22 protein-coding genes are annotated in these 26,921 nt (G+C 71.4%); 13 read left to right on the top strand and 9 right to left on the bottom strand.

Annotated elements, in window-relative coordinates; translation table 11 throughout:
* Nucleotides 1-43: 43 nt before the first annotated feature.
* Nucleotides 44-1,672, top strand: a complete 1,629-nt coding sequence (locus tag AC06FP_RS15235) for a TldD/PmbA family protein (RefSeq protein ID WP_478076097.1) — start codon at nucleotides 44-46, stop codon at nucleotides 1,670-1,672.
* Nucleotides 1,673-1,903: 231 nt separating this feature from the next.
* Here the strand turns inward: AC06FP_RS15235 and AC06FP_RS15240 are convergent, their stop codons facing one another.
* Nucleotides 1,904-2,677, bottom strand: a complete 774-nt coding sequence (locus AC06FP_RS15240) for an SDR family oxidoreductase (RefSeq protein ID WP_478076098.1) — start codon at nucleotides 2,675-2,677, stop codon at nucleotides 1,904-1,906.
* Nucleotides 2,678-2,779: 102 nt separating this feature from the next.
* On the opposite strand from AC06FP_RS15240, the gene AC06FP_RS15245 reads away from it, so the two are divergent.
* From AC06FP_RS15245 to AC06FP_RS15285, 9 genes are all read left to right on the top strand, one after another.
* Nucleotides 2,780-3,679: a LysR family transcriptional regulator gene (locus AC06FP_RS15245; protein ID WP_478076099.1), complete on the top strand. Its 900-nt coding sequence runs from the start codon at nucleotides 2,780-2,782 to the stop codon at nucleotides 3,677-3,679.
* A gap of 144 nt (nucleotides 3,680-3,823) precedes the next feature.
* Nucleotides 3,824-5,458: a TldD/PmbA family protein gene (locus tag AC06FP_RS15250; protein WP_478076100.1), complete on the top strand. Its 1,635-nt coding sequence runs from the start codon at nucleotides 3,824-3,826 to the stop codon at nucleotides 5,456-5,458.
* Nucleotides 5,459-5,480: 22 nt separating this feature from the next.
* On the top strand, nucleotides 5,481-6,815 hold the full coding sequence (locus AC06FP_RS15255; RefSeq protein ID WP_478076101.1) for a TldD/PmbA family protein: 1,335 nt from the start codon (nucleotides 5,481-5,483) through the stop codon (nucleotides 6,813-6,815).
* 366 nt (nucleotides 6,816-7,181) lie between these two features.
* Complete coding sequence (locus AC06FP_RS15260) at nucleotides 7,182-7,841, top strand: DUF4159 domain-containing protein (RefSeq protein ID WP_478076123.1); 660 nt, start codon at nucleotides 7,182-7,184, stop codon at nucleotides 7,839-7,841.
* 16 nt (nucleotides 7,842-7,857) lie between these two features.
* Nucleotides 7,858-8,847, top strand: coding sequence for an AAA family ATPase (locus tag AC06FP_RS15265; protein WP_478076102.1), 990 nt, complete (start codon nucleotides 7,858-7,860; stop codon nucleotides 8,845-8,847).
* 19 nt (nucleotides 8,848-8,866) lie between these two features.
* Entirely contained in the window at nucleotides 8,867-9,769 is a 903-nt protein-coding gene (locus AC06FP_RS15270) for a DUF58 domain-containing protein (protein ID WP_478076103.1), read from the top strand.
* Nucleotides 9,766-10,917 carry a BatA domain-containing protein gene (locus tag AC06FP_RS15275; protein ID WP_478076104.1) on the top strand — a complete coding sequence of 384 codons (1,152 nt, stop codon included), beginning with the start codon at nucleotides 9,766-9,768 and terminating at the stop codon, nucleotides 10,915-10,917. The genes AC06FP_RS15270 and AC06FP_RS15275 overlap by 4 nt, the downstream gene beginning before the upstream one ends.
* Nucleotides 10,914-13,055 carry a hypothetical protein gene (locus AC06FP_RS15280; RefSeq protein WP_478076105.1) on the top strand — a complete coding sequence of 714 codons (2,142 nt, stop codon included), beginning with the start codon at nucleotides 10,914-10,916 and terminating at the stop codon, nucleotides 13,053-13,055. The genes AC06FP_RS15275 and AC06FP_RS15280 overlap by 4 nt, the downstream gene beginning before the upstream one ends.
* Nucleotides 13,052-14,815, top strand: a complete 1,764-nt coding sequence (locus tag AC06FP_RS15285) for a carboxypeptidase regulatory-like domain-containing protein (protein WP_478076106.1) — start codon at nucleotides 13,052-13,054, stop codon at nucleotides 14,813-14,815. The genes AC06FP_RS15280 and AC06FP_RS15285 overlap by 4 nt, the downstream gene beginning before the upstream one ends.
* Here AC06FP_RS15285 and AC06FP_RS15290 read toward each other — a convergent pair.
* From AC06FP_RS15290 to AC06FP_RS15300, 3 genes are all read right to left on the bottom strand, one after another.
* The gene (locus AC06FP_RS15290; RefSeq protein WP_456117714.1) at nucleotides 14,794-15,438 is read right to left on the bottom strand and encodes a PIN domain-containing protein; all 645 of its coding nucleotides are present in this window, start codon (nucleotides 15,436-15,438) and stop codon (nucleotides 14,794-14,796) included. The two genes, AC06FP_RS15285 and AC06FP_RS15290, sit on opposite strands and share 22 nt — an antisense overlap.
* Before the next feature lie 123 nt (nucleotides 15,439-15,561).
* Nucleotides 15,562-16,728 (bottom strand): alpha/beta hydrolase, encoded by a 1,167-nt coding sequence (locus tag AC06FP_RS15295; RefSeq protein WP_478076107.1) that lies wholly within the window; start codon nucleotides 16,726-16,728, stop codon nucleotides 15,562-15,564.
* A gap of 54 nt (nucleotides 16,729-16,782) precedes the next feature.
* Nucleotides 16,783-19,665, bottom strand: a complete 2,883-nt coding sequence (locus tag AC06FP_RS15300; protein ID WP_478076124.1) for a TonB-dependent receptor plug domain-containing protein — start codon at nucleotides 19,663-19,665, stop codon at nucleotides 16,783-16,785.
* Nucleotides 19,666-20,087: 422 nt separating this feature from the next.
* Here AC06FP_RS15300 and AC06FP_RS15305 point away from each other — a divergent pair, with 422 nt between their 5' ends.
* The gene (locus tag AC06FP_RS15305; protein WP_456117712.1) at nucleotides 20,088-20,813 is read left to right on the top strand and encodes a GntR family transcriptional regulator; all 726 of its coding nucleotides are present in this window, start codon (nucleotides 20,088-20,090) and stop codon (nucleotides 20,811-20,813) included.
* On the opposite strand, the gene AC06FP_RS15310 is transcribed toward AC06FP_RS15305, so the two are convergent.
* Nucleotides 20,808-21,584, bottom strand: coding sequence for a transporter (locus AC06FP_RS15310; protein ID WP_478076108.1), 777 nt, complete (start codon nucleotides 21,582-21,584; stop codon nucleotides 20,808-20,810). The genes AC06FP_RS15305 and AC06FP_RS15310 overlap by 6 nt on opposite strands.
* A 110-nt stretch (nucleotides 21,585-21,694) precedes the next feature.
* On the opposite strand from AC06FP_RS15310, the gene AC06FP_RS15315 reads away from it, so the two are divergent.
* Both AC06FP_RS15315 and AC06FP_RS15320 read left to right on the top strand, forming a co-directional pair.
* Nucleotides 21,695-22,384 (top strand): winged helix-turn-helix domain-containing protein, encoded by a 690-nt coding sequence (locus AC06FP_RS15315; protein ID WP_456117710.1) that lies wholly within the window; start codon nucleotides 21,695-21,697, stop codon nucleotides 22,382-22,384.
* A 5-nt stretch (nucleotides 22,385-22,389) separates the two neighbouring features.
* Nucleotides 22,390-23,793 (top strand): sensor histidine kinase, encoded by a 1,404-nt coding sequence (locus tag AC06FP_RS15320; RefSeq protein WP_478076109.1) that lies wholly within the window; start codon nucleotides 22,390-22,392, stop codon nucleotides 23,791-23,793.
* Here the strand turns inward: AC06FP_RS15320 and AC06FP_RS15325 are convergent.
* From AC06FP_RS15325 to AC06FP_RS15340, 4 genes are read right to left on the bottom strand one after another with little or no spacing between them, the layout of a single operon-like run.
* Nucleotides 23,790-24,428 carry a ChuX/HutX family heme-like substrate-binding protein gene (locus tag AC06FP_RS15325; protein WP_478076110.1) on the bottom strand — a complete coding sequence of 213 codons (639 nt, stop codon included), beginning with the start codon at nucleotides 24,426-24,428 and terminating at the stop codon, nucleotides 23,790-23,792. The two genes, AC06FP_RS15320 and AC06FP_RS15325, sit on opposite strands and share 4 nt — an antisense overlap.
* Nucleotides 24,429-24,472: 44 nt before the next feature.
* Nucleotides 24,473-25,156, bottom strand: coding sequence for a class II aldolase/adducin family protein (locus AC06FP_RS15330; RefSeq protein WP_456117707.1), 684 nt, complete (start codon nucleotides 25,154-25,156; stop codon nucleotides 24,473-24,475).
* Complete coding sequence (locus AC06FP_RS15335) at nucleotides 25,153-26,010, bottom strand: VOC family protein (RefSeq protein ID WP_456117706.1); 858 nt, start codon at nucleotides 26,008-26,010, stop codon at nucleotides 25,153-25,155. The genes AC06FP_RS15330 and AC06FP_RS15335 overlap by 4 nt, the downstream gene beginning before the upstream one ends.
* Nucleotides 26,007-26,909 carry a VOC family protein gene (locus AC06FP_RS15340; RefSeq protein WP_478076111.1) on the bottom strand — a complete coding sequence of 301 codons (903 nt, stop codon included), beginning with the start codon at nucleotides 26,907-26,909 and terminating at the stop codon, nucleotides 26,007-26,009. Before AC06FP_RS15340 ends, AC06FP_RS15335 begins: the two co-directional genes overlap by 4 nt.
* Between the last annotated feature and the right edge of the window lie 12 nt (nucleotides 26,910-26,921).

Here is a 26,921-nt window from a genome sequence, read left to right on the forward strand (position 1 = left end):
GGATCCGGTGATGCCGCGCATCGCCATGCCCATGGAGTTCCGCATGCAACGCCGCCAGTTCCTCGCGCTTTCCGGCCTCGGCCTCGCCGGCATGATGCTGCCCAATGCCCGCCTGATCGCCGCCGAGGAACTGCTGGCGCCGGCCGACGTGGCGCGCAGGAAGGCGCTGGCCGACACGGTGCTGGCGCTGGCCCGTGGCGGCGGCGCCAGCTACTGCGACGTGCGCATCGGCCGTTACCTCAACCAGGCCATCATCACCCGCGAGGACAAGGTCCAGAACGTCACCAACAGCGAGTCGGCCGGCGTCGGCATCCGCGTGATCGTCGACGGCGCCTGGGGCTTCGCCGCCAGCAACCAGTCCAGCGAACAGGGTGTGGCCGCGGCGGTGGCGCAGGCGCTGGCCATCGCCCGCGCGAACGCGAAGATCCAGACCCGGCCGGTGCAGCTGGCGCCCACGCCCGGCGTGGGCGAGGTGCGCTGGCAGACGCCGATCCGCCGCAACGCGATGGCGGTGCCGGTCAAGGACAAGGTGGACCTGCTGCTGTCGATCAACGCGGCCGCGCTCAACGCCGGCGCCAGCTTCATCAACTCGCAGCTGTTCCTGGTCAACGAGCAGAAATACTTCGCGTCCAGCGACGGTTCGTGGATCGACCAGGACGTGCACCGCATCTGGCTGCCGTTCACCGCCACCGCCATCGACAAGGCCAGCGGCAGGTTCCGCACCCGCAACGGGCTGTCGGCGCCGGCCGGCATGGGCTGGGAGTTCCTCGATGGCGACGCCGCGGGCAAGTACCACCTGCCCGGCGGGGTGATCGGCTACGGCCATTCCTACGACCCGGTGGAAGATGCGATCGCCGCGGCGAAGCAGGCCCAGGAAAAGCTGAAGGCGCCTTCGGTGAAGCCGGGCAAGTACGACCTGGTGCTGGACCCGTCCAACCTGTTCCTGACCATCCACGAGAACGTGGGCCACCCGCTGGAGCTGGACCGCGTGCTCGGCTACGAGGCCAATTACGCCGGCACCAGCTTCGCCACGCTGGACAAGCGCGACACCGGCTTCCGCTGGGGCAGCGACATCGTCAACTTCACCGCCGACAAGACCGAGCCCTACAGCCTGGGCGCGGTGGGCTACGACGACGAAGGCGTCAAGACGAAACGCTGGGACCTGGTGAAGGACGGCATCCTGGTCAATTACCAGGCCACCCGCGACGAGGTGCATATCCTTGGCGAGAATGCCTCGCACGGCTGCAGCTACGCCGATTCGTGGAAGAGCGTGCAGTTCCAGCGCATGGCCAACGTGTCGCTGGCGCCGGGCAAGGCGCCGCTGACGCCGGCGCAGATGGTCAAGGACGTGGAGAACGGCATCTACGTCCACGGCCGCGGCTCGTACTCCATCGACCAGCAGCGCTACAACGCGCAGTTCGGCGGCCAGCTCTGCTACCAGATCAGGAATGGCGAGATCACCGGCATGGTCGAGGACGCCGCGTACCAGATCCGCACGCCGGAGTTCTGGAACGCCTGCTCGGCCATCTGCGACGAGCGCGATTTCCGCCTCGGCGGCTCGTTCTTCGACGGCAAGGGCCAGCCGGGGCAGGTCTCGGCGGTATCGCACGGCTCGGCGACGACGCGCTTCGACGGGGTGAACATCATCAATACCGCGCGCAGCCTGGGGTAATGCACGAAGCCCCTCTCCCGCCGGGAGAGGGGTTGGGGTGAGGACGCGGGCGAAGCCGTGCCGCCGGGGACTGCAGGCAATGGCGATGAAGGCATCGGCGGATGCTCAACCATGTCGCAGCCTGGTTGTCGCGGTTGATACCCGCGCCCGGACATCGTCCCTGCCCTCATCCGCCCCTGCGGGGCACCTGCATCCGGTGCATCCCTGCGCCTCACCCCGCGGGCGGCTGCCTCAGCGCGTCGTGTAGCCGCCGTTGACCAGGATGGTCTGCCCGGTCATCCACCAGCCCTCGGACACCAGGAAGCGGATCCACGGCACGATGTCCTCGATGTCGGTCAGGCCGGTGCGCGAGAACGGCGACAGCGCCGCCGCGGTCTTGTGGTAGGCCACCGCGTCGGCGCCTTCGGCCGGGTAGAAGAACGGCGTGTCCATCGGCCCCGGGCCGATCGCGGTCACCGAGATGCCGCGTTCGCCGAACTCCTTGGCGGCCGCGCGCGTGTAGTGCTCCACCGGCGCCTTGGTGCCGGCATAGCTGGAATAGAACGGGGTGAACGCGCCCAGCAGCGAGGTCACCAGGGTGCAGACCCGGCCGTTGTCGGCGAGGTGGCGGCCGGCCTCGCGCAGGAAGAAGAACGCGGCCTTGTTGTTCACCGCGTCCATCTCGTCGAACTCGGCGTCGCTGATCTCGGCCATCGGCTTCTTCAGCACCTTGCCGACGGTGTTGACCGCGATGTCGATGCGGCCCAGCGCCTGGCGGGCGTCGGCGAACAGCTTCTCCACCGCCCCGGCGCGGGTCAGGTCGGCCTGGAACAGGTGCGCGTTGCTGCCGGCGGCGCGCACCGCGGCGGCGGTCGCCTCGGCCTGGCCGCGGGTGGCGATGCTGTTGTAGTGGATGGCGATGCCGCTGGCGCCGTGGGCGGCGAGGTCGTGGGCGAGCAGGCCGCCCAGGTTCTTGGCGCCGCCGGCGATGAGCACGGTCTTGCCGTGGATGCGGTGGTCGGTCATGGCGAACTCCTGTGGGGGAATGTCCACAGAGGCTATCGGCTTGGATTTCCGGATAAAGCCAGCCATTCTGACTTCACCTGTCGGATTCCCCGGACAATCGCCATGGACCGCATCGAGCTGTGCCGCATCTTCGTGCGCGTGGTGGACTGCGCCGGCTTCACCCGCGCTGCCGACCAGCTGAACCTGCCGCGCTCCACCGTCTCCGAGGCGGTGCGCACGCTGGAACAGCGGCTGGGCACGCGCCTGCTCCACCGTACCACCCGCCAGGTCACCCCGACCCAGGACGGGCTGCTGTTCCATGCCCGCTGCCAGCAGCTGATCGCCGACATGGACGAGGCCGAGCAGCTGTTCCGGCAGTCGCCGCACGCGCTGAGCGGGCGCCTGCGGGTGGACCTGCCGGGCCGCATCGGCCGGCTGATCGTGGCGCCGGCGCTGCCGCGCTTCCTCGACGCGCATCCCGGGATCGACATCGAGCTGGGCATGACCGACCGCGCCGTGGACCTGGTCGAGGACGGCGTGGACTGCGCGCTGCGGGTGGGCCCGCTGCAGGATTCGCGGCTGGTGGCGCGCAGCCTCGGCCAGCTGCCGCTGCTCAACGTGGCCAGCGCCGGCTACCTGGCCGCGCACGGCACGCCCACCCACCCCCGCGACCTGGTCGACCACTGGGGCGTGCGCTACGCCTCGCCCGGCAACGGCCGGGTCGAACCCTGGGAATGGCGCGAAGAAGGCGCGCTGCGCGAGCAGCCGCTGCGCGGGCGCGTCACCGTCAACAGCGCCGAGGCCTACATCGCCTGCTGCATCGCCGGCCTGGGCCTGATCCAGATCCCTGCCTACGACGTGCGCGGCGAACTGGCCGACGGCACCCTGGTCGAGGTGATGCCCGGCCACCGCGCCGACCCGCTGCCGATGCACCTGCTGTTTCCGCACCGGCGGCATCCGTCGCAGCGGCTGCAGGTGTTCGTGGCATGGCTGCAGGCGGTGCTGGGCGAGGCGCTCCGGTAGCGGCGGCGCCCGCTTCTATGTCTAAAGTCACTACCGCCGCACACGCCTCCCCCGCAAGAATCGAACGGTTCGCAGAGCACCGCGAAGCCATCGTCGTTTTTTGCATCCGCGCCGCCCGGCGCATCCCGTTCACGGAGAACAGCCTTGCATAGACGTGACTTCCTCGCCCTGACCGGGCTCACCGCCGGCGGCCTGATGGTGCCGTCGTTCTTCGGCAAGGCCATCGCCGCCGAACAACTGCTCAGCACGCTCGACCCGGCGCTGAAGAAGCGCCTGGCCGACGATGCGCTGAACGCCGCGCGTGCCGCCGGCGCCAGCTACTGCGACGTGCGCATCGGCCGCTACCTGCGCCAGTTCGTGATCACCCGCGAGGACAAGGTGCAGAACGTGGTCAACACCGAATCCACCGGCGCCGGCATCCGCGTGATCGCCAACGGCGCCTGGGGCTTCGCCGCGACCAACGACCTGAGCCCGGCCGGCGTGGTCAAGGCCGCGCAGCAGGCCGCGGCCATCGCCAAGGCCAACGCCAGGGTACAGACCGCGCCGGTGCAGTTCGCCAGTGCCCCGGGCTACGGCGAGGTCAGCTGGCGCACGCCGATCCGCAAGAACGCGATGGAAGTGCCGATCAAGGACAAGGCCGACCTGCTGCTGGGCGTGAACGCCGCCGCGCTCGGCGCCGGCGCCAGCTTCGTCAACTCGATGCTGTTCCTGGTCAACGAGCAGAAGTACTTCGCCTCCACCGACGGCTCCTACATCGACCAGGACGTGCACCGCATCTGGGCACCGATGACGGTGACCGCCATCGACAAGGCCAGCGGCAAGTTCCGCACCCGCGACGGGCTGTCCTCGCCGATGGGCATGGGCTTCGAATACCTGGACGGCGACGCCGGCCAGAAGTTCGTCTCGCCCAACGGCGTGGTCAACTACGGCCTGTCCTACGACATGCGCGAGGACGCCATCGCCGCGGCCAGGCAGGCGCAGGAAAAGCTGAAGGCGCCCTCGGTCAAGCCGGGCAAGTACGACCTGGTGCTGGACCCCTCGCACACCTGGCTGACCATCCACGAATCGGTCGGCCACCCGCTGGAACTGGACCGCGTGCTCGGCTACGAAGCCAACTACGCCGGCACCAGCTTCGCCACCCTGGACAAGCGCGAGCAGCATTTCCAGTACGGCAGCGACAAGGTCAACATCTTCGCCGACAAGACCCAGGCCGGCAGCCTCGGCGCGGTCGGCTACGACGACGAAGGCGTGAAGTGCAAGAAGTGGGACCTGATCCGCGAGGGCAAGCTGGTCGACTACCAGGCCATCCGCGACCAGGCGCACATCCTCGGCAAGACCGAGTCCGACGGCTGCTGCTATGCCGATTCGTGGTCGAGCGTGCAGTTCCAGCGCATGGCCAACGTGTCGATGGCGCCGGGCAAGACGCCGCTGAGCGTGGCCGACCTGATCAAGGACGTGGAGAACGGCATCTACATCATCGGCGACGGCTCGTTCTCGATCGACCAGCAGCGCTACAACGCGCAGTTCGGCGGCCAGCTGTTCTACGAAATCAAGAACGGCCAGATCACCCGCATGCTCGAGGACGTGGCCTACCAGATCCGCACGCCGGAATTCTGGAACGCCTGCAGCGCCGTGGCCGACGAACGCGACTACCGCCTGGGCGGCTCGTTCTTCGACGGCAAGGGTCAGCCGGGCCAGGTCTCGGCGGTGTCGCACGGCTCGTCCACCGCCCGTTTCGACGGCATCAACGTCATCAATACCGCGCGCAGCCTCGGCTGACCGTCCAAGGAGTTCTTGAGCAATGAGCATCTTCACCGAACAGGAAGCCAAGGCCATCCTGGACAAGGTCATCGCGCTGTCCAAGGCCGACGAGTGCACCGCCACGCTGGCCGGCTCCATCGACGGCAACATCCGCTTCGCGCTGAACAACGTCTCCACCAGCGGCATGGTCAACAACGCCGAACTGGCCGTGCAGGTCGCCTTCGGCAAGCGCGTGGGCACCGCCTCGATCAACGAGTTCGACGACGCCTCGCTGGAGCGCGTGGTGCGCCGTGCCGAGGACCTGGCGCGCCTGGCGCCGGAGAACCCGGAGTTCATGCCCATCATCGGCAAGCAGGAATACAAGCCCAGCCCGACCTTCAGCGAATCCACCGCCGCCATCGACCCGGATTTCCGCGCCAGGGTCGCCGCCGACTCCATCGCGCCGTGCCGCGGCCACGGGCTGATCGCCGCCGGCTTCCTGGAAGACAGCAACGGCTTCGTCGCCATCGCCAACAGCAAGGGCAACTTCGGCTACCAGAAGAGCACCAGCTTCAACTACACCTGCACGGTGCGTACCGAGGATGGCCGCGGGTCGGGCTGGGTCGGGCGCAACCTGAAGGACGCGTCCGACTTCCATGCCGAGCAGGAGATCGAGATCGCCAAGCGCAAGGCCATCGAATCGGCCGAGGCCAAGGCGCTGGAACCGGGCAAGTACACGGTGATCCTGGAACCGGCCGCCGCCGCCGGCCTGATCAGCTTCATGATGAATTTCTTCGACGCGCGTTCGGCCGACGAAGGCCGCAGCTTCCTGTCCAAGAAGGGCGGCGGCAACAAGCTCGGCGAGCAGGTCTACGACCCGCAGGTGAACATGTACGCCGATCCGTGGCACCCGGAGGCGCCGGTGCTGCCGTGGGACGGCGAGGGCATGCCGCGCGAGCGCATGGCCATCATCGAGAACGGCAAGGTGATGAACCTGAACTACTCGCGCTACTGGGCGCAGAAGCAGGGCAAGACCGCCACCGCGCGGCCCGGCAACCTGCTGATGAGCGGTGGCAGCAAGTCCATCGCCGAGCTGGTCAAGGGTACGCAGAAGGGCATCCTGCTCACCCGCACCTGGTACATCCGCATGGTAGATCCGCAGACCGTGCTGCTGACCGGCCTGACCCGCGACGGCACCTTCTACATCGAGAACGGCCAGATCAAGCACCCGGTGAAGAACTTCCGCTTCAACGAGTCGCCGGTGATCATGCTCAACAACATCGACGAACTGGGCAAGCCGGTGCGCGTGGCCGGCGACGAGTCCAGCTTCGTGATGATGATCCCGCCGATGCGGCTGCGCGATTTCACCTTCACCTCGCTCTCCGACGCGGTGTGACTTTGCCTTCCCCTTCTCCCGTCGGGAGACAGCTTGGCAGGGATTGCCAAGCTGCACGGCGAAGCCGCCCGCGGGGTGAGGCGCAGGGATGCGCCGAATGCAGGTGCCCGAAGGGCGGATGAGGGGCGAACCATGGTCCATGGCGTCTGAAGCATCAGGACGCCATCGCCCCTCACCCCAACCCCCGCTCCGCGCCCCGGCCCACGCCAGTGGCGTGGGCGCTCCTGGTCACGCGCACCGATGGTGCGCAAACCGTGCCCTCTCGCCCCGAAGGGAGAGGGGCTTCAGCACCACAGAGACGTCCCTGCTTTGTCCCAGCCCCGGCTAACGCGCGCGCAATTCCTCCACCTGCTGCTCGGCGGCGCGATGGCGGCCGCGCTGCCCGGGCGCGCGCGCGCCCAGGCCGGCCGTTACGACTTCTGGTTCACCCGCCTCAAGTACGACTCCGGCGACTGGGACGTTGACGCGCGCATGCCGTCCAACCTGATCACCTCGCTGATCGACTACACCACGCTGCGCGTGGACCCGACCGAACACGTCGTCGCGCTGTCCGACCCGAAGATGCTGCGCGCGCCGTTCTGCTACCTGGCCGGGCACAAGCTGGTGGAGTTCAACCCCGACGAACGCCGCAACTTCGAGCGCTACGTGCGCAACGGCGGCTTCGTGCTGGTGGACGACTGCAACCACGACATCGACGGCCTGTTCGCCACCTCGTTCGAGGCGCAGATGCGCGCCATCTTCGGCGCCGGCGCGCTGAAGAAGCTGCCCAACACCCATGCGCTCTACAACAGCTTCTTCAGGTTTCCCGAAGGCCCGCCGGCGACCACGTTCGAACTGAACGGCTGGGGCGACGACCTGGTGCACGACTACCTCAAGGGCATCGAGGTCGACGGCCGCCTGGGCGTGCTCTACAGCAACAAGGACTACGGCTGCGAATGGGACTACGACTGGCGCAACAAACGCTTCCTGGCCGAGGACAACACGAAGTTCGGCGTGAACATCGTGATGTACGCACTGACGCATTGACTCCACTGGTGACCGCATGAACAGCCCCGCCCACGATCTCGATTCCCTGCTGCCCCGCCTGGGCGAACTGCGCGGCGCGCTGGCGCAGGCGGTGGTCGGCCAGCAGGACGTGGTCGAACAACTGCTGATCGGCCTGCTCGCCGGCGGCCACTGCCTGCTCGAAGGCGCGCCCGGCCTGGGCAAGACCCTGCTGGTGCGCTCGCTCGGGCAGGCGCTGGAACTGCAGTTCCGGCGCGTGCAGTTCACCCCCGACCTGATGCCCAGCGACATCCTCGGCACCGAGCTGCTGGAAGAGGACCACGGCACCGGCAAGCGTGCGTTCCGCTTCCAGCAGGGCCCGGTGTTCACCAACCTGCTGCTGGCCGACGAGCTCAACCGCACCCCGCCCAAGACCCAGGCCGCGCTGCTGGAGGCGATGCAGGAGCGCACCGTCAGCTACGCCGGCACCACCCATGTGCTGCCCGCGCCGTTCTTCGTGCTGGCCACGCAGAACCCGATCGAGCAGGCCGGCACCTATCCGCTGCCGGAGGCACAGCTGGACCGCTTCCTGCTGCACGTGCGCGTGGACTACCCCAGCGAGGCCGAGGAGCGCGACATCCTCGCCCAGACCACCGGCAGCAGCGGCGGCGCGGTGCCGAAGGTGATGGACGCCGACGCGGTGAAGGCGCTGCAGGCCGCGGTGCGCGAGGTGCACGTCGGCGCCGACCTGCTGACCTGGATCACCCGGCTGGTGCGCGCCAGTCGCCCCGGCGACGGCGCGCCGGCCGAAGTGAACAACTGGATCAAGTGGGGCGCCGGCCCGCGCGCCGGGCAGTCGCTGGTGCTGGCGTCGAAGGCGCGCGCCCTGCTGCACGGCCGCTTCGCCGCCACCCGCGAGGACGTGCAGGCGCTGGCCGCGCCGGTGATGCGCCACCGCCTGCTGCTGTCCTTCGCCGCCGAGGCCGAGCAGAAGGGCGCCGACGACGTGATCGCCGCGCTGCTGCGCGCGGTGCCGTACCCGGCCTGAGCCTGCGCCCGCATCCGCCTTGGCCGCCACCGCGCCACCGCTGATTCCCGCCGACGTGCGCAGCCGCCTGCGCGGCCTGCGGCTGCTGCCGCAACGGGCCAGCGGCAGCCGCGGCATCGGCATGCACGCCAGCCGCAGCCGCGGCGCCGGGCTGGAATTCGCGCAGTACCGCGCCTACGAGCCCGGCGACGAACTGCGCCAGATCGACTGGAAACTCTACGCGCGCTCGGACCGCTTTTTCGTGCGCGAATCCGAACGCGAAAGCCCGCTCACGGTGTGGCTGCTGCTCGATACCACCGCGTCGATGGCGCAGGCCGACCAGGCGCGGCGCGACTGGACCCGCCTGGACGCGGCCTGCGCGCTGGCCGCCTGCGTCGCCGAACTGGCGCTGCAGCAGGGCGATGCCTTCGGCCTGGTCGCCATCGGCGGCGAGGGCCTGCGCCTGGTGCCGGCCGGGCACGGCCTGCGCCAGCGCGACCGCCTGCACCTGCAGCTGCATGCCCTGCGCGCGCAGGGCCGGTGGCCGGCGCAGGAACGGCTGGCGCCGGTGTGGGAACGCATCGCCGCCAACGACCTGGTGGTGATGATCGGCGACGGCTTCGACGACGCCGCCATCGCCCTGGCCGAGCGCCTGGCCAGGGCCGGCCGCGATGTCATGCACCTGCAGCTGCTGACCGCCGAGGAACGCGACTTCCCGTTCCGCGACGGCCACCGCTTCCGCGACCCGGAAACCGGCGAGGAGCTGCTCAGCGACGGCGCGACGGTACGCGCTGATTACCTGACGCGCTTCGCCGAGGCGCGGCGCACGCTGGACGCGCGCCTGCAGGCCGCCGGCATCCGCCATGACACCGGCTTCCTCGACGAAGCCATCGACGCGCCGCTGCAGCGCCTGGCCGGTCGCCGCGGAGGCCACGGCGCATGAGCCTGGTGTGGCTGTTCCCGGCGGGCCTGGCCGCACTGGCGGCGCTGCTGCTGCCGCTGCTGATCCACCTGGCGCGGCGCGACGAGCAGCGGCTGATCGACTTCGCCGCGCTGCGCTGGCTGTCGGCCCGGCCGCGCCCGCGCCGGCGCATCCGCTTCGACGACTGGCCGCTGCTGCTGGTGCGGCTGCTGCTGCTGGCGCTGCTGGCGGTGCTGCTGGCGCGGCCGGCACTGGAAGGCGTCGCGGACGATGCGCCGCGCGTCGCCGTGGCACCCGGCGTGGACATCGCCGCTGCGCGAGGCGCGGTCGGGGCCGCCGATGCGCGGTGGCTGTGGCTGGCGCCAGGCTTTCCCGCGCTCGATGCGCCCACCGTTCCCTCGCCCCCGCAGCCGCTCGCCAGCCTGCTGCGCGAACTGGATGCGACGCTGCCGCCCGCCGCGCCGCTCACCGTGGTCGTGCCCGCGGTGCTGGACGGGCTGGACGCGCAGCGGCCGCGGTTGTCGCGCGCGGTGCGCTGGCAGGTGGTGGAGAGCGTGCCATCGGCCACGTCTGCCGTCGTCGTGGCGGCACCGCGCCTGCACATCCGCCATGACGACGCCGGTGCCGCCGCCCTGCCGTGGCTGCGCGCCGTCGCCCGGGCATGGAACCCTGACATGCCGGCGGACATCGCCCGCGACGACCAGCCCTTCGCCGACGGCGAGGGCGTGCGCGTCTGGCTGTCGGCCACACCGGTTCCCGACGCCCTGCAGGCATGGGCGCGCGCGGGCGGCCGCTTGCTGGTCGATGCGCGCACGCCGGTGCCGGACAACACGCAGCGCCTGCCGCTGTGGCGCGACGACGGCGGCGCGCCGGTGATCGAGCAGGTGGATGGCGCCCACGCGCAGTGGCTGCGCTGGGCCGCGCCGCTGCAACCGGCAACGATGCCGGCGCTGCTGGACGCCGGCTTCCCGCAGCGCCTGCGCGACCTGCTGCAGGCGCCGCCGGTCCCCACGCGGGCACCGGCGGCCGCAATGCAGCCAGACAGCGGTACCGACGCATGGCCGCAGCCGGCCTACGAACCGGTGCCGTGGCTGGTGGCCGCCATCGCCCTGCTGTTCCTGCTGGAACGCGGGATGGCCAGCGCGCGCCGGCGCCGGGGGCAGGCATGAGCCCGCTGGCCCTGCTGCGCGGCGCGCGCCGCCGGGTGCTGCTGATCGCGCTGGCCGGCGGCGTGCCGCTGGCGCTGGCGTTCGGCCTGCTGGCGATGCGCGTGGCCGGTTTCGACACCGGCAGCGTGGTGCTCACGCTCGCCCTGCTCGCGGTCGCCGCGTTCGCCACCTGGCGCGCGCGGCGGCTGGATGCGCGCTGGCTGGTCGCGCGCCTGGACGCGCAGCCGCGTTTCGAGGACAGCGCCGACCTGCTGTTCGCCGCGCCGCAAACGCTGAACCCGTTGCAGCGGCGCCAGCGCGCGCGCATCGAACAGCGCCTGCGCGCGATGCCGCCCGAGCTGCGCCCGCGCTGGCCGTGGCCGCGCCTGCTGGCCTGCCTCGTCGTCGCGCTGCTGGTCGCCGCGGCCGCCGTCCTGTGGCCGCGCGGTGCGCCCGTCGCGCCGGCCGGCAGCCACGGCGGCAACCCGGCAGCCGTCGCTTCCACTGCCCCGCCGGCGCTGCGCGGCACGCGGCTGGAAGTGACGCCGCCGGCCTACACCGGCCAAGCGGCCAGCGCCGGCGAGAAGCTCGACGCGCGCGCCCTGCAGGGCAGCCGCCTGCACTGGCAGCTGCGCTTCGCGCCGCAGCCGCAGCGCGCGTGGCTGCAGTTCCACGACGGCCGCCGCCTGCCGCTGCAGCGCGACGGCGAGCGCTGGCAGGCCAGCGAAACCCTGCAGCGTTCCGGCCTGTACCGCATCGTCGCCGAACCGGCGCTGGCCGAGCCCGGACGCGCCTGGCGGCTGGAAGTGGTGCCGGACCGTCCGCCGCAGGTGAAGGTGATCGAACCGGCGCAGACGCTCACCCGGGCCGCGCCGCACCAGCGCCGCTGGCCGCTGCGCTTCGAGGCCAGCGACGATTTCGGCGTCGCCGCCGGCGCGGTGCTGGAACTCACCACCGCCAAGGGCAGCGGCGAGAACATCGATTTCCAGCAGCGCCGCGTCGCACTGTCCGGCAGCGGTACCGCCACCGCGCGCCGCTTCGCCTACGACGTCGACCTGGCGGCGCTGGGCGTCGGCCCCGGCGACGAGGTGGTCGCGCGCCTGGGCGTGCGCGACAACCGCGCGCCGCAGCCGCAGGAAGCGCGCAGCCCCAGCCTGATCCTGCGCCTGCCCAGCGAGCAGGAAGTACAGACCAGCGACCTGGAAGGCGCGATCAAGAAGGTGATGCCGGCCTATTTCCGCAGCCAGCGGCAGATCATCCTCGACGCCGAGGCGCTGCTGAAACAGCGCGGCGCGCTCGACGCCGACACCTTCACCCGCCGCTCGGACGCCATCGGCGTGGACCAGCGCATCCTGCGCCTGCGCTACGGCCAGTTCCTCGGCGAGGAGGCCGAGGGCGGCGCCAAACCGCCGCCGACCGGCGACCATGCGCCTACCGGCGACGCAGCGGCCAGCGAGCACGCGCACGACGACGGCCACGATCACGACCACGCCGAAACCAGCGACGGCAGCGCGCCCGCGTTCGGCAGCGCCACCGACGTGCTCGCCGAATACGGCCACACCCACGACCACGCCGAGGCCGCCACCCTGCTCGATCCGCAGACCCGCGCCATCCTCAAGGCCGCGCTCGACCAGATGTGGCAGTCCGAAGGCGAGCTGCGCCAGGGCCATCCCGACAGGGCGCTGCCCTATGCCTACAAGGCGCTGGGCTTCATCAAGCAGGTGCAGCAGGCCGAGCGCGTCTACCTGGCGCGGGTCGGTCCCGAGCTGCCGCCGATCGACATGACGCGGCGCATGGGCGGCAAGCGCGAGGGCCTGGGCAGCCGCGGCCTGCGGCTGCCGCCGCGCGACCGCGGCGATGCCACGCCGGCCGATGCCTGGCGGGCGCTGGCGACGGCGGATGCGGCGGTCGACCTGGACGCGCTGTCGCGCTGGCTCGATGCGCACCCGCAGGCCGTGCCCGACCCGCTCGACATCGCCGCCGCCATCGACGAACTGCGCCAGCAGCCGGAGTGCCGCGCGTGCCGGCAGCGCCTGCGCGACCAGCTGTGGCCGGCGTTGCCGCGCGCGCCCGGCCCGCCGGCGCGGCGCGACGCCGCCGACGCCATGGGCCGCCGTTATCTGGATGCGCTGGCGGCGCCGCAGGAGAACGCCCGATGATCTTCTGGCTGCCCGTCGCGCTCATCGCCGCGGCCGTGCTGCTCGCCAGCCTGCGCCTGTGCCTGCCGCCACGGCCGCCGCTGCCGCGCCTGGGCCTGCTGCTGGTACTGCAACTGGCGGCGGCGCTGCTGCTCGCGCTGGCCCTGTTCCCGCCGCGGCACGCCGTGCCCGCCGATACCCTGCTGCTCGCCAGCGCCGGCACCACCGCCGCGGACCTGGCGGCCGTACCGGCCGCCGTGCGGCTGCGCCTGCCGGAAGCACCGACCCTGGCGGGCGTGGCGCGCGTGCCCGACCTGGCCACCGCGCTGCGCCGGCACCCGGGCACGCGCGACCTCGTCGTCGTCGGCCAGGGCCTGCCGGCGCGCGACCGCGACACCGCGCTGCCGCCGCTGCGCTTCCATTCCGGCGCCGCGCCGCGTGGGCTGGTCGAACTGCAGGCGCCGCCACCGCTGGCCGCCGGCGCGCGGTTCGAGGTCGGCACGCGCGTGCAGGGCCTGCCGCAGGCGCGGGTGGAACTGCTCGATCCGGCCGGGCATCGCGTCGCCATCGCCGCGCCCGGCGCCGACGGCCGCGCGCGCCTGGCCGCCAGCGCGCGCGACGCCGGCGATGTCGCGTTCGTACTGCGCGCGCTCGACGGCGACGGCAAGGTGCTCGACCAGCTGCCGGTGCCGGTGCGGGTGCGGTCCGTGCCGGCGCCGGCGCTGCGCCTGCTCGCCGGCGCGCCCGGGCCGGAACTGAAATACCTGCAGCGCTGGGCCGCGGACACGGGCGCCAGCCTGCAGACCGGCATCAGCGTCGGCGGCGGCGTGCAGCTGGGCGATGCGCCGCAGGCCATCGACGCCGCCAGCCTCGCCCGGCTCGACCTGCTGGTGCTCGACGAACGCCGCCTGGCGGCGCTGTCCTCGGCGCAGCGCGCAGCCATCGCCGCGGCCATGCGCGAGGGCCTGGGCGTGCTGGTACGCCTGGGCGGCGCGCTCGACGGCAATGCCCGCCGTGCCCTGCGCGACTGGGGGCTGGAGGCGCGCGGCGGCGAACAGACGGCCACGGTGAAACTGCGCGATGCCGATGCGGATGCCGCCGGCGACGAGGGCAGCGCGCCGGCGACGCTGGACATCGAGCGCTTCGACCTGGCGTTCGCCGACACCGGCGTGGTGCCGCTGCTGCGCGCCGCCGACGGCAGCGCGATCGGCGGCTGGCGCGCGGTCGGCCGCGGGCGCATCGGCGTGCTGCCGGTCGTCGACAGCTACACCCTGGTGCTCGCCGGCCACGCCGGGGCCCACGCCGAACTGTGGAACCGCGTGCTGGCGACGCTGGCGCGGCCGCTGCCGGCATCGCCGCCGGCCGCGCTGCCCGCCTGGGCCTGGGCCGGCGAACGCGCCGCGCTGTGCGGGCTGCCCGACGGCGCGCGGATCGAAGCGCCCGACGGCAGCACCACGCCGCTGCTGGCCGACCCGCGCGCCGGCAACTGCAGCGGCTGGTGGCCGCGACAGGCCGGCTGGCACCGCGTCGTCGCCGGCGACGCCAGCGCCGGCGTGCAGGTCATCGACCCGGCCGACGCCCGCGCCCTGCATGCGCAGGCCACGCGCGAGGCCACCTCGGCCCTGCGCGGCGGCAGCGGCGCTGCCGCGACCACGGCGCTGCCGGTGCCGGGCCCGCGCTGGCCGTGGCTGCTGGGCTTCGTGCTGGTGGCGGCGTTGCTTTGGTGGCTGGAACGGCGGCCACGGCCGTCAGGCGGCGCTCATGCCCCGGGCAGTGCATAGGAAACGGCGGCTCCCGATACCTTCACGTAGCCCCGCTCGCGCAGCACGGCGATGAGCCGCTGGACCTCGGCCCGCGGCAGCTTCTTGCCGAACATGGAATCCAGCGCGCTTTCCAGGGTTTTCACCCGCGCCGGCCGGGTCATGCCCGCAAGCCGTTGCAGGACAAGCTGCAGCCGCGCTTCCTGCTCCAGCGGTGGCGCGGCCGGCGCGAAGCACGGCATCCGCGTAATGGCGGGGGAGCGGCACGCAAATATCCGGTTGTCCTTGAGGTGCCGGATCAGCGGGTCGAAGCCGGTGTCGCCAGAGATGACATGGAAGAACCCCCGGGGATCGGCCTCCGCCAGGCGCCCCATGTACCAGGCGATATGGAAATCGGCCGCATTCGGGCCGTTGCCGGCAATCTTCACGTACTCGGCATGTCGCCCCATCCGCTGCAATGCCGCAGCCACCTGGAACGATATCTTCGCCTGGCTGGCGCCGACGAACACGATCACGCGGAAGTCCGGCCGCTCCAACTGCTCCAGCGATTCCGGCTGCACGTTCTCGTAATCGATCAGCACATAGTTGATGCGTGCGGTCGAAGCCGATGCTTCGCCCGCACTTGCCTGCAGATCCATCGCCATCCCTGTTCCGACCGCCGACAGGCACAGCTTATACGCCTCGATGGACCCTGCCGCCAGGCGGGTGCCTGGAAACAATGGCGCCCGCGCCCGGAGCGGACGCGGGCGTCGCCACGATCACGCGGCTCAGCGCGCCGGTGCGTTCACTTCGTGCGGCTTGCTGCCCTGCTCGGCATCCATGCGGTTGCGCTCCTCGTGCAGGGTCTGCACCTGCTCCTTGCTCAGGCCGTCGTGCAGGGTGTCGCGCAGGCCGGTCAGCCAGGGGATGCGCTGGCGGTCGGGCAGCTGCCGCACCCACATGCGCAGGTCGTAGCGCTGTTCCGGCGTCATCTGCCAGTACGCGGCGGCCGTGGGTACGGGCGGCACCTCCAGCTGCGGCATCAGCATGAACGACACCGCGCGGCTGATCGCCGCGGGGATGACGGTGCCGTGGTCCTCGCCGGCGATCTCATCGAAGCGCGCGTCCACCGCGGTGCGCTCGGCCAGCGCGGCCGCCAGCGCGCGGCTGCTGTCCACCTGCGCGCGTTCCTTCTGCAGCAGCGCCAGCTTGGCGACATTGGGCCGCGAGTGCGCCAGCGGCGACAGCGCCTGCTCGTACTCGCCCGCGGTCAGCAGCAGCCGCAGCGGCGGCGCCTGCGGCGGGCGCGCGGCCAGGGTGTCGGCCAGCTGCCGCGCGATGTCGGCGCGGTCGAACCAGATCGATGGGCTGGCGGCGACACGCACGGCGAAGGCATCGGGCCTGCGCAACATCGAATGCAGCACGAACAGGCCGCCGAACGAATGCCCGAACAGCGCCTGGCGCGCCGGATCGACCGGCGCCAGCGCGGCGATGCGCGGCTTGAGCGTGTCCTCGATGAACTCGAGGAAAGCGTCGGCGCCGCCGGACGCGGCGGTGATGCGCGGGTTGCCGCTGCCAGGCGGGGTCAGGTCCAGGGTGCGCGCCGTGCCGATGTCCACGCCGTCGGGGTAGCCGATGCCCACCACCACCGTCGCCAGGTCGCGCGGCACGTCGGGGCGGCGCTCCATGGCGCGCACGGTTTCCATGGCGGTGAGGAACATGGCATTGCCGTCCAGCACGTAGAGCGCGCCGTAGCCGGAGCGTGGCGCCGGCTTGTCCGGCACCGAGACGAAGATGCGGTAGGCGCGCCCGTCGGCGGCCTCCAGATCGAACTGCTGCGCGCCCTTGACCTGCAGCGGCGCGGCGGCCGGCGCGGCAGGGTGGCCCGGTGCGGCCGTCGCCATCGCCGGCGCCAGGCCGAGGCCCAGCGCCAGCATCACGGTTGCTGCTTTCATCATTGCTCTGTCTCCCGGCCTGCCCGGCGCGATGCCGGGACAGGCCTGCGTTGCTTACCAGCGCTTGTCGAAGGACAGCACCAGGCTGCGGCCCAGCACCGTCGCGTTGGCCGGATCATAGGGGTCCGGCAGGGTATCGACGGCCGCGGTGGTGCCGGTGTCGAAGAACGGCGGCGCGCTGTTGGTGAGGTTGATGGCGGTGAAGCTCAGCCGCGAATCGTGGAACAGGCCGCCGATGCCGGACAGGTCGTAGCCGAGGTGGAAGTCGAAGGTCTTCCACGCCTTGATCTTCACCGGCGCGGTCGCCGCCACCGGCAGGCCCTGGGCGTTGGGCAGGAAGCAGCCGGCCACGCACTGGTAGTCGTCCACGTAGTTCATGGTCAGCGATGCGTTGAGGTTGCCGTAGTACCACTTCACGCCGTGCATCGAACGCAGCTTGACCGGGCTGGAGCCGTCGGCGGCGCTGTACCGGCCGAGGCGGTCGACGTAGCCGGCGCCGGGCGTGGCCTCGATCTCGTAGGACTTCAGCAGGGTGCCGCGGTTGAAGAACTCCAGCGAGCCGCCGTAACGGGTGTCGAAACCGTAATCGAGGTTGAAGTCGAAGCCGTCCATCCGCAGCGAGGCCAGGTTGAGCTGGGTGGCATTGACGATCATCGCCACGTCCGCCGGCCCCATCACCGGGCCGGCGCCGAGCTGGCCGAGATAGCGCGGGTCGTTCTCCATGATCTGGCGCACGCGGTCCACGCCCGGGTTGATCTCCAAGCTGTCGATGTACGGCGTGGTGCCCTTGGTGAACAGGTCGTTGAGGATGCCGCCCAGCTGTCCGGCCTGGATGCGCACGATGCGGTCGTCGACCTTCAGGTTGAAGTAGCTCGCCCCGGCGTGCAGGCCCGGTGCCCATTCCGGCTTCCAGTCGAAGCCCACGGTCCAGGTCCTGGCCTCTTCCGGCTTCAGCGTGGGGCCGGCGCCGCCGGAGACCACGATCGCGTTGAAGGTGCAGCCGGCCGCGGTGTTGGACACGCCGTTGAGCGGGACCACGGTGGTGTCGCAGGGTGCGCGGTACAGGTCCGCACGCAGGAACGCGCCGTTGCCGCCGGTGATCGGCTGCACGCCGTCGTAGGCGTAGCGCATCGGCGGGGCGTGGAACGAGGTGCCCCAGCTGGCGCGCAGGGTCAGGTCGTCGATCGGCTTGAAGTCCAGGCCGACCTTCGGGTTGAAGGTGGAGAAGTCGCCCATGCCGCGGCTGCGCTCGTAACGGCCGGCCAGCGACAGGTCCAGCTTCTGCGCGAAGCGCGAGGCGTTGTCCTTGCCGATCAGCGGGAAGGCCAGCTCGGCGAACACCGCGCCGACGTCGCGCTCGGTGGTGCCGAACACTTCGTGCTTGCTGGAGGTCGAGCGCCAGTTGAAGTCCAGTTCGCCGCCGATGTTCTCGCGACGGTAATCGATGCCCGCGGCCAGCTTGGCGGTGCCGCCGGGCATCGCGAACAGGTCGCCGTCGACCTTGAAGCTGGCCTGCGCCAGCCACGAGGTGAAGTCCAGGTTCTCGTAACCGATCAGCTGCGACAGCACCTGCTCGGACAGCGGGTCGGTGGTCCACGGGTTGAACGCGGTGTAGTTCAGTCCGGCGCAGTAGGCCAGCTGCGCCGGCGTGGCGTTGCCCGGCAGGCCCTGGCTGCACTGGATCGCGGTCGGCGCCTGCACCCTGCCGCCGGCGGGCGTGGGCAGGTAGTCGTAGATGTTGGCGTTGCGCTGCACGTCGGAGTTGCGGAACTGTTCGTCGCGGCTGTAGCTCAGCGTGGCCTCGCCGCGCCAGCTGCCGCCCAGGTCGAAACCGGCGCCCAGGGTCGCGGCGATGCTGTCCACGCCGACCTCGCGCTGCAGCGGGCGGTCGTCGATCAGTACGCCGTAGTTGTTGGCCACGCCCGGGATCAGGTACGGATTGTCCGGGCCGAGGGTGCCGTACAGCGCCTGGTAGCCCTGGTTGTAGGTGCCGCGGCGGCGGGTATAACGCAGGTCGCCGTACAGGTCGGCCGAGCCCACTTCCTGCTCGAAGCCGACGAAGGCGCTGTGGCGTTCCATCTCCGGCAGGATGTCCACCTTGTCCCAGGCGTCGTGGGTGTTGCCGACGCCGTCGGTGACCGCGACCAGGCCGGAGCCGGAGATGCGCCGCGCCGGCGTGCCCCAGCCGTTGGCGGTGGGTGTGTTGAACTGGTTGGCCGCCGCGCCCGCGCGGGCGCCGGCACGGCGCCAGTTCACGCCGCCGCGGTCGCTGAAATCGCTGCCGGAACGGTAGATGCCCAGGTCGGTGGCGGCCAGCGCGTCCTGCCGGTCGTACTCGTAGCCGACGATCATGCCGCCGCCGTTCCACTGCCGGCCCCAGGTCTGGCCGATCTGCAGCTGGCTGTTGCCGCCCTCGGTGGCGTTGCCGAGGCGGACCGTGGTACGGGCGCCGTCGTCGCTGCGCTTGAGGATGATGTTGACTACGCCGCCGACCGCGTCCGAGCCGTACACCGCCGAGGCACCATCGAGCAGGATCTCGATGTGGTCGACCGCGTTGCTGGGGATGGTCGAGATGTCGACGAAATCGCCGTACTGGCCGGCGGCGGCGACGCGGCGGCCGTTGACCAGCACCAGGGTGGACAGCGCGCCCAGGCCGCGCAGGTTCACGCCCTGGCCGCCGGTCATGTTGGAGCCGGCCACGCTGCTGTCCGAGCCCTGGATGTTGTCGCTCATGCCCACGCCGCCGGCGAAGTTGGCCGGCAGTTCGCGCAGGAAGTCGGCCACCGTGGCCTTGCCGCTGGCCTGGATCTGCTCGGCGCCGATCACCATCACTTCGTTGCCCGCCGGCGTCGCGCCGCGGATGTTGGTGCCGGTGACGACCACCGTATCCAGTTGCACCGGCGCTTCCTGCGCCTGCAGCGCACCGGCGATGCACACCGCCAATATCGAAAATCCGCTGGCCAGAACCCGCTGTTTCCCTGCTCGACTGCTCATCATTCCCCCGCATTCACTGTGGCTGACGGATGGACGCCCGCGCTGCCCGCATGTCGCCGGCAGTGGCCGTTCCCGGGCCCGGGCCGATGCCCCATCCACGTTCCGAAGGCCGGCGCCTGGCGCCGGAGTGCACCCGGATCACAGCAAGAGCGCGTCAAGGTGTCAACGAAAATTACGATATTTTTGCCATATCCATGCGGATGATAGCCAGTCTCACAGGTAGGCAATCCATACGATCCTTCAAAAACAATGACTTGAAGAATTCACAAAACGATAGCGAATTCCACGTTGTCGAAATTAATGCGGGGAATGCTGCAGCACAGCACGGAATTTGATTTTCGAAATTCCCGCCCCACACTGTACGCATGACGACCCCAGCCTCCGCCCCGGCCACCACCGCCCGCACCCTGGCCAAACGCGCCTACCAGCGCCTGCGCCGCGACATCGTCCACGGCCAGTGGCCCCCCGGCGGCAAGCTCAAGCTGGAGGCGCTGGTCCAGCATTACGAGATCGGCATGTCGCCGCTGCGCGAGGCGCTGGCGCGGCTGGTGGGCGACCAGCTGGTGAAGACCGAGGACCAGCGCGGGTTCTGGGTGGCGCCGCTGTCGCTGGAGGAACTGGACGACATCTCGCGGGTGCGCAACCTGATCGAAACCGAAGCGCTGCGTCTGTCCATCGAGCGTGGCGACGAGGCCTGGGAAGCGCGCGTGCGCGACACCTACGACGCGCTCAACGAAGTCGAGGGCGAGGTGCTGGGGCGCGGCGAAGGCGCGCCCCAGGAACTGCTCGACACCTGGGAAGAGCGCAACCGCCAGTTCCACTACGCGCTGGTGTCGGCCTGCGATTCGCCGTGGCTGATCAAGCTGCAGGAACTGCTCTACCACCAGGCCGAACGCTACCGCCGGGTGTCGCTGAGCGCCTCGCGCGGCAAGCGTTTCGTGCAGGACGAGCACCAGGCGATCTTCGAGGCGACGCTGGAGCGCAACGCGCTGCGCGCCTGCCGCCTCACCCACGACCACCTCATGCGCACCTACGACGAGGTGCGCAGGACCGTGGCGGCGCTGGGCGCCGGGCAGAAGGACGCCTCATAGCAGGTATTCCAGCGCCAGCTTGACGGTGCTGGTGCGGCCGCCGCGCGGATCGTCGACGCTGCGGCCAGCCAGCGCCTGCCATTGCAGGTGGCGGCCGATGCGCCGCTTCGCGCCGATGTTCAGGCGCAGCTCGCGCGCCCCCAGGTCCTGCCGCGGCGCATCGGCGACCAGTTCGATCCCGCACGACCAGTGCGGCGCGGCGACGTACTCCAGCAGCAGCCCGGCGCCGAGCTTGTCGGCATCGCGGCCGAAGGTGCGCTGCATGCTGGCTTCGCCGGTCAGGCGCATGTCGCCGAAACGGCGGCTGGCGCGCACCGGCAGCTCCAGCGCGTAGGCGCCCTTGCCGATGCCGCTGGCGCGGTCCCCGGTCGGCAGGCTCAGCGACGGTTCGATGGCCAGCGCCGGACGCCGGCCCTGTTCGTCGAGCAGGCGCCACTTCATGCCCACCGACAGGTCGCGCATGCCGTGGCTGTCGCGGCCGTCGGCACGCTCGATGCGGCCGTAGCCGGTGCCCATCGTCAGTTCGAGGTTGTCGGCCAGCGGCCCGCCGACGCCGAACTTGGGCAGCACCCAGGTGTCCTTGTCGGCGCCGTGCTTGAGCTGCACGTTGCTCTTGAACTTGATGCCCCTGGCGGTGCTGGTGCTGCCGGTCTCGTAGGGACCGGCCAGCGCGGGGGCGCCCGCACCGAGCAGGAGGCACAGCGCGACGGCGGGACGGAGGAGCGGGATGGCGGGCATGGCGTCGATCTCGGCGGTGGAACGGACCGCCATGCTCGGCGCGCCGCCATTACCCGCGCCTGCCCGCCACATTGCGCAGCGGTAACCTGCGATGGCGGCGGCGCGCGGCTATCCTGCAGGCCGCGATGACGTGGGAGCGGCGGATGCAGATCCTGCTGGTGGAAGACGACCAGGAAACGGCCGAGTACATCGGCGACGGCCTGCGCGCCGAAGGGCACCAGGTGGTGCACGCGGTCGATGGCCGCGACGGCCTGTACCTGGCGATGGACGAGGCGGCGCCGGATGTCGTGGTGGTGGACCGCATGCTGCCGGGGCTGGACGGGCTGTCGCTGGTCAAGGCGCTGCGCAGCGCCGGCTCGCAGGTGCCGGTGCTGTTCCTGACCGCGCTGGGCGGCGTGGACGACCGCGTGCTCGGGCTCAAGGCCGGCGGCGACGATTACCTGGTCAAGCCCTTCTCCTTCGCCGAACTGGCGGCGCGGATCGAAGCGCTGGCGCGGCGGCCGCGCGCGCTGTCGGCGCAGACCCGGCTGCAGGTGCACGACCTGGAGATCGACCTGCTGGCGCGCACCGCCAGCCGCGGCGGCCAGCCGGTGGACCTGCAGCCGCGCGAGTTCCGCCTGCTCGAATACCTGGCCCGCCACGCCGGCCAGGTGGTCACCCGCACCATGCTGCTCGAACACGTCTGGGACCTGCACTTCGACCCGCAGACCAACGTGGTGGACAGCCACATCAGCCGCCTGCGCGCCAAGATCGACCGGCCGCACGGGCAGGCGCTGATCCACACCGTGCGCGGCGCCGGCTACCGCCTGGACGCCGGCGCCGATCCGGAGTGACGCCGATGCCGCTGCCACGCCTGCTGCGTACCAGCAGCTTCCGCCTGACCCTGCTGTACGCGGCGCTGTTCACCGCCTCGGTGGCGATCCTGCTGGGCATCGGCTACCTGGAGATCCGCGGCTACGCCACCCACCTGCAGGACGAGATCGTCAAGCGCGAGGTGCAGTACCTGCGCCGCGCCGAACAGGACGGCGGCACGCCGGCGGTGCGGGCGCTGCTCGAACAGCGCCTGCGCCAGCCCCTGCTCAAGTCGATGCGCTACGTACTGCAGGAGCGCGACGGTCGCCTGATCGCCGGCAACGCGCCGGCGCAGGCCGGGCGCGTCGAAGGCCGGTTCTGGTTCCGCATGCCCAAGGGCGACAGGCCCGACGAGATGCGCACGGTGCGCGCGTACGGCCTGCAGCTGCGCGACGGCCGCTACCTGGCCGTGGGCGAGGCCGGCAAGGCGATCGAGGAGTTCACCGACCTGCAGGGCGCGCTGCTGCGCGACATCGGCTACGCGCTGCTGGCGGTACTGGCGCTGGCGCTGGCCGGCGGCGCGCTGATGAGCCACCTGATGCTGCGCAGGGTCGAGCGCATCGTGCGCGATACCCGCGCCATCGCGCTCGGCGAGCCGGCGCGGCGGCTGCCGGTGGGCGACGGCGGCGACGAATTCGACCGGCTCGCGGCCAGCGTCAACCACATGCTCGACCGCATCGACGCGCAGGCCGATTCCCTGCACCAGGTTTCCAACGACATCGCCCACGACCTGCGCACGCCGCTGGGCCGGCTGCGCCAGCAGCTCGAACGCGGCCGCAGGCTGCGGGATGTCGATGCCCTGCATGGCGTGCTCGAGCGCGCCACCAGCGAGGTCGACACGGCGCTGCGTACCTTCGCCTCGCTGCTGCACATCGCCCAGATCGGCGGCGACCCGCGCCTGCTGCAGCAGGCGCCGGTGCCGCTGTCGGAACTGCTGGAAACGCTGGCCGAAGTGCACCAGCCCGCGTTCGAGGCCGCCGGCCAGCATTTCCACGCGGACATCGCGCCGGACCTGCGGGTGGCCGGCAACCGCGACCTGCTCGGCCAGTTGTTCTCCAACCTGCTGGAGAACGCCTGCCGGCACTGCCCCGCCGGCGCCCACGTGACGCTGCGCGCCGGAACCCGCGCGGATGCGGTGACGGTAAGCGTGTCCGACGACGGCCCGGGCATTCCGGCGCAGGAGCATGCGCACGTGTTCCGCCGCCTGTACCGGCTTGAGCGCAGCCGCACCACGGCCGGCAGCGGCCTGGGCCTGTCGCTGGTCGAAGCGGTGGCGCGCGCCCATGGCGCGCAGGTCGAACTGCTCGACAACCGCCCCGGACTGGAAGTGCGGACGCGCCTGCCGCGCCTGGCTCCCGCGCCGCCGGCGGCGCGGGAACAGGGGACTTAGCCGGCCGCGCAGATCCGCGGCTGGGTGCGCAGCAGTTCGCGGGTCCGCTCGAAGCCGGCCACCGCCCGGGGATCGAAGTCCTTCACGCCCTCGGACACGTACAGGCCGACGATCAGCGCGCCCTGCCTGTCGTAGAAGCCGAGGATGCGGGTGAATTTGTCCGCTTCCTTGGTGGGGATCTGCAGCGCCCAGATCTGGTCCACTTCCTGCGGGGTGATGTGGCCATGCACGCCGGCGCCGCCATCGGCGTACATGTCGTACCAGATGGGCGTGCTGGTCGACTGGGTCTGCGGCACCTTGCTCGGGAAGTTCCACACGTGCATGCCGCCGGAGGTGAACACGATGCCGATGCGGGTGTCCGCGCCCCAGGCGTCGACCGACTTCCAGACCTCGTCGAACAGCAGGCGGTTGGAGCGCACGCCGTAGGCCTGCGCGGGCTCCAGCGCGCTGACCACGCGCGTCTCGTCCATGCGGAACAGCCGCGCCACCGCCGGCGGCGGGGCGCCCGGGCGGGTCTGCGCGTAGTAGTGGCGGATCACCTTGGTGTCGTCGGCCGAGGCGCAGTTGTCGGCGGCCGCGGCATGGCCGGCCAGGCCGAGCGCCGCCAGCAGCGACGCGTTCAGCAGGGTCTTCATCGGTCTTTCTTCCGTCTTCGGGTGGTGGAGAGGCGGGCGGCGGCTCAATCCAGCTCGGCGTCGCCCGCGGTGAGGTAGTCCCACATGCGCTCGAGCAGGCGGCCGTCCCAGGTCGCGCGGACCGCGGACTGCTCCTCGCTCAGGCAGGTCGGCAGGGTGTGCGCGGCAGCGGACAGGCAGTCCAGTTCCACGCGCGCGGCGTCTTCCAGGTACCAGGCCAGCACCACCGCCGCCTGCAGCGAATGTCCGGCGGTGACCGCGCCATTGCCGCGCATGACGATGGCGCGCGCGTCGCCGAGCTGCTCGGCCAGGCGCCGCGCCTGCACGTCCGAGCGCAGCAGCAGCGGGTCGTCCCACAACGGCGGCTGTGGGTGGAAATAGGCGCCGAAGCCGTGCCGTGCCAGCGGCGTGCGGCCAAGCACGCTCAGGCTCATCAGCTTCGGCGGCTGGATCCGCGCCACGCCGCCGACATCCGGGCGCCGGCGGTAGATCTCGCGGTGGATGCGCACTTCCGGCAGCACGCCCTCGGGCAGGTCGCCGTCCAGCGGCACTACCGTGCAGCGTTCGCCCGGGCGTACCAGGCCCAGCGGCCGCGACGGCGCGACCAGGAACGAGGTCGCATCGATGCGCGCGCTGCAGTGCCCGTAGGCATGCACCAGCCCGGCGCGGCCCAGCGCGCGCGCCGCCACGCGCACGCTGCGCGCCAGCGCTTCCAGCTGCGCGCTCACTTGCGGAACTCCCGGATCTGCGGCTCGGCGCCCCACATGCAGAAGCCCGGCGGCGCGAACTCGAACTGGCGCTCGCGGTACAGCAGCTCGTCGGCGATGCTGCTCACGCCCGAGGAATACTCGTAGACCATGCCGTCGGGCCCTTCGAAATACAGGAAGCGCGCGCCCGAGGTCGGATGGCGGCCGGGCCCGAACACCACCGGGATGCCGTGGCCGCGCAGGTGGTGCAGCGAACGCTGCACGTCGTCGGCGCTGGCCACCTGGTGGTTGATGTGCTGGATGCCGGCGCGGGTGGTCGGGAACAGCGCGATCTTGTGGTGGACCTCGTCGATGCGCAGCAACGGCGCGTCGCCAATGCGGTCGCTGACCCGCGCGTTGCACACCGAGGTCCAGAACGCCTCGTCGCGCGCGGCGTCGGTGGTGCACAGGCCGACGTGGCTGAAACCGGTGATGCCGGCGTCGCGCGTGCCGTGGTAGCGGCGCGCGGACATCTGCGGCCGCCACACCAGTTCGATGCGGTTGCCGGTGGGATCGCGGAAGCCGATGAAGTCGCGCACCTTGCGCTGCTGCGCCTCGCCGGCGGTGCCGCGGTGCACCGGATGCCCCAGGCGCTCGAGCTCGGCGCCGGCCGCGTCCAGCTCGGCGCGCGTGTCCACTTCGAAGGCGACGACCTGGTCGGCCGGATCGCCCTCGAAATAGCACAGCGTGTGCTCGCGCTGGTCGGACTTGAAGTAGGCCGCGCCGTGGCCGCGTTCGGCCACTTCCAGGCCAAGGATGGCGGTGGCGTAGCGCGTGGCGCCTTCCAGGTCGCGGGTTCCCAGGCGCACGTAGCTGACGTCGCGCAGGTGGATCATGCGCTGGGCACCCCGCGCAGCGATGGCCGCTGCACCGCGGCCCCGGCCACCAGCTCGGCGATGGCGCAGTCGCTGCCCCAGGCGCAGTGCGCATCGGCGCCCATCGCGAACTGGCGCGGGCGCCGCGCCGAGGCCGCGTCGATGCGCTCGCCCTCGGCAACGAAGCTGTAGTACACCGCGTCGGGGCCGGCGAAGGTCACGAACGCCTGGCCCGATACGGGCCGGCGGCCGGGACCGTGGGCGACGGCCTGCGGCAGCGCGCGCAGGCGGTGGTACTGCTGCATCACCTGGTCCAGCCCCTGCACCTCGAACTCCACCGCCAGCACGCCGGCCGCCGCGGCCGGGAACAACGCCAGCCGGTGGTGCGCCGCGTCCATGCCCAGGTAGGCCGCATCGCCGATCCAGTCGCGTACCTGCAGGCCGAACAGGTCCACCAGCAGCGCTTCGTCGGCGGCCACGTCAGTGCTGCGCAGGGCCAGCGCCGCCAGCCCGGCCACGCCGCTGTCGCGCGCGGGGAAGAACCGCCAGCCCTGGTTCTGCGGCCGCACCACCAGTTCCAGGCACAGGCCGCCCGGCGTGGTGAACGCGGCCAGCGCGCGCACGTTGCGCCGTGCCGCCAGCGTGGCGTCGCGCGCGGCGGCGATGCCGCGCGCCTGCAGGGCCTGCAGTGCCGCCAGCAGCGCCGCCTCGTCGCGCAGTTCCAGCCCCACCGCATGGCGTCGCGGTGCCGCACTGGAATAGACCAGGCTGTACTGGCGTTCGTCGGAGCGGAACGCCTGTTCGCCGGTGCCCGGCGGCAATGCCTGCAGCCCCAGTTCGGCGCCGGCGAAGCGCGCGGCCGCCTCCAGGTCGCGGGTCCCAAGGACGACGTAACGCAGTTGCTCGATGACGATCGACATGACGCGGTACCT

Source organism: Stenotrophomonas sp. Steno-Z2 (genome assembly GCF_056393235.1).

What these genes read in the sequence shown, in the direction of transcription:
- AC06FP_RS15235 (WP_478076097.1), top strand. Translation starts at nt 44, where the DNA reads ATGCAACGCCGCCAGTTCCTCGCGCTTTCCGGCCTCGGCCTCGCCGGC.
- AC06FP_RS15240 (WP_478076098.1), bottom strand. Translation starts at nt 2,677, where the DNA reads ATGACCGACCACCGCATCCACGGCAAGACCGTGCTCATCGCCGGCGGC.
- AC06FP_RS15245 (WP_478076099.1), top strand. Translation starts at nt 2,780, where the DNA reads ATGGACCGCATCGAGCTGTGCCGCATCTTCGTGCGCGTGGTGGACTGC.
- AC06FP_RS15255 (WP_478076101.1), top strand. Translation starts at nt 5,481, where the DNA reads ATGAGCATCTTCACCGAACAGGAAGCCAAGGCCATCCTGGACAAGGTC.
- AC06FP_RS15260 (WP_478076123.1), top strand. Translation starts at nt 7,182, where the DNA reads ATGGCGGCCGCGCTGCCCGGGCGCGCGCGCGCCCAGGCCGGCCGTTAC.
- AC06FP_RS15265 (WP_478076102.1), top strand. Translation starts at nt 7,858, where the DNA reads ATGAACAGCCCCGCCCACGATCTCGATTCCCTGCTGCCCCGCCTGGGC.
- AC06FP_RS15275 (WP_478076104.1), top strand. Translation starts at nt 9,766, where the DNA reads ATGAGCCTGGTGTGGCTGTTCCCGGCGGGCCTGGCCGCACTGGCGGCG.
- AC06FP_RS15280 (WP_478076105.1), top strand. Translation starts at nt 10,914, where the DNA reads ATGAGCCCGCTGGCCCTGCTGCGCGGCGCGCGCCGCCGGGTGCTGCTG.
- AC06FP_RS15285 (WP_478076106.1), top strand. Translation starts at nt 13,052, where the DNA reads ATGATCTTCTGGCTGCCCGTCGCGCTCATCGCCGCGGCCGTGCTGCTC.
- AC06FP_RS15290 (WP_456117714.1), bottom strand. Translation starts at nt 15,438, where the DNA reads ATGGCGATGGATCTGCAGGCAAGTGCGGGCGAAGCATCGGCTTCGACC.
- AC06FP_RS15295 (WP_478076107.1), bottom strand. Translation starts at nt 16,728, where the DNA reads ATGAAAGCAGCAACCGTGATGCTGGCGCTGGGCCTCGGCCTGGCGCCG.
- AC06FP_RS15305 (WP_456117712.1), top strand. Translation starts at nt 20,088, where the DNA reads ATGACGACCCCAGCCTCCGCCCCGGCCACCACCGCCCGCACCCTGGCC.
- AC06FP_RS15310 (WP_478076108.1), bottom strand. Translation starts at nt 21,584, where the DNA reads ATGGCGGTCCGTTCCACCGCCGAGATCGACGCCATGCCCGCCATCCCG.
- AC06FP_RS15315 (WP_456117710.1), top strand. Translation starts at nt 21,695, where the DNA reads ATGCAGATCCTGCTGGTGGAAGACGACCAGGAAACGGCCGAGTACATC.
- AC06FP_RS15320 (WP_478076109.1), top strand. Translation starts at nt 22,390, where the DNA reads ATGCCGCTGCCACGCCTGCTGCGTACCAGCAGCTTCCGCCTGACCCTG.
- AC06FP_RS15325 (WP_478076110.1), bottom strand. Translation starts at nt 24,428, where the DNA reads ATGAAGACCCTGCTGAACGCGTCGCTGCTGGCGGCGCTCGGCCTGGCC.
- AC06FP_RS15335 (WP_456117706.1), bottom strand. Translation starts at nt 26,010, where the DNA reads ATGATCCACCTGCGCGACGTCAGCTACGTGCGCCTGGGAACCCGCGAC.
- AC06FP_RS15340 (WP_478076111.1), bottom strand. Translation starts at nt 26,909, where the DNA reads ATGTCGATCGTCATCGAGCAACTGCGTTACGTCGTCCTTGGGACCCGC.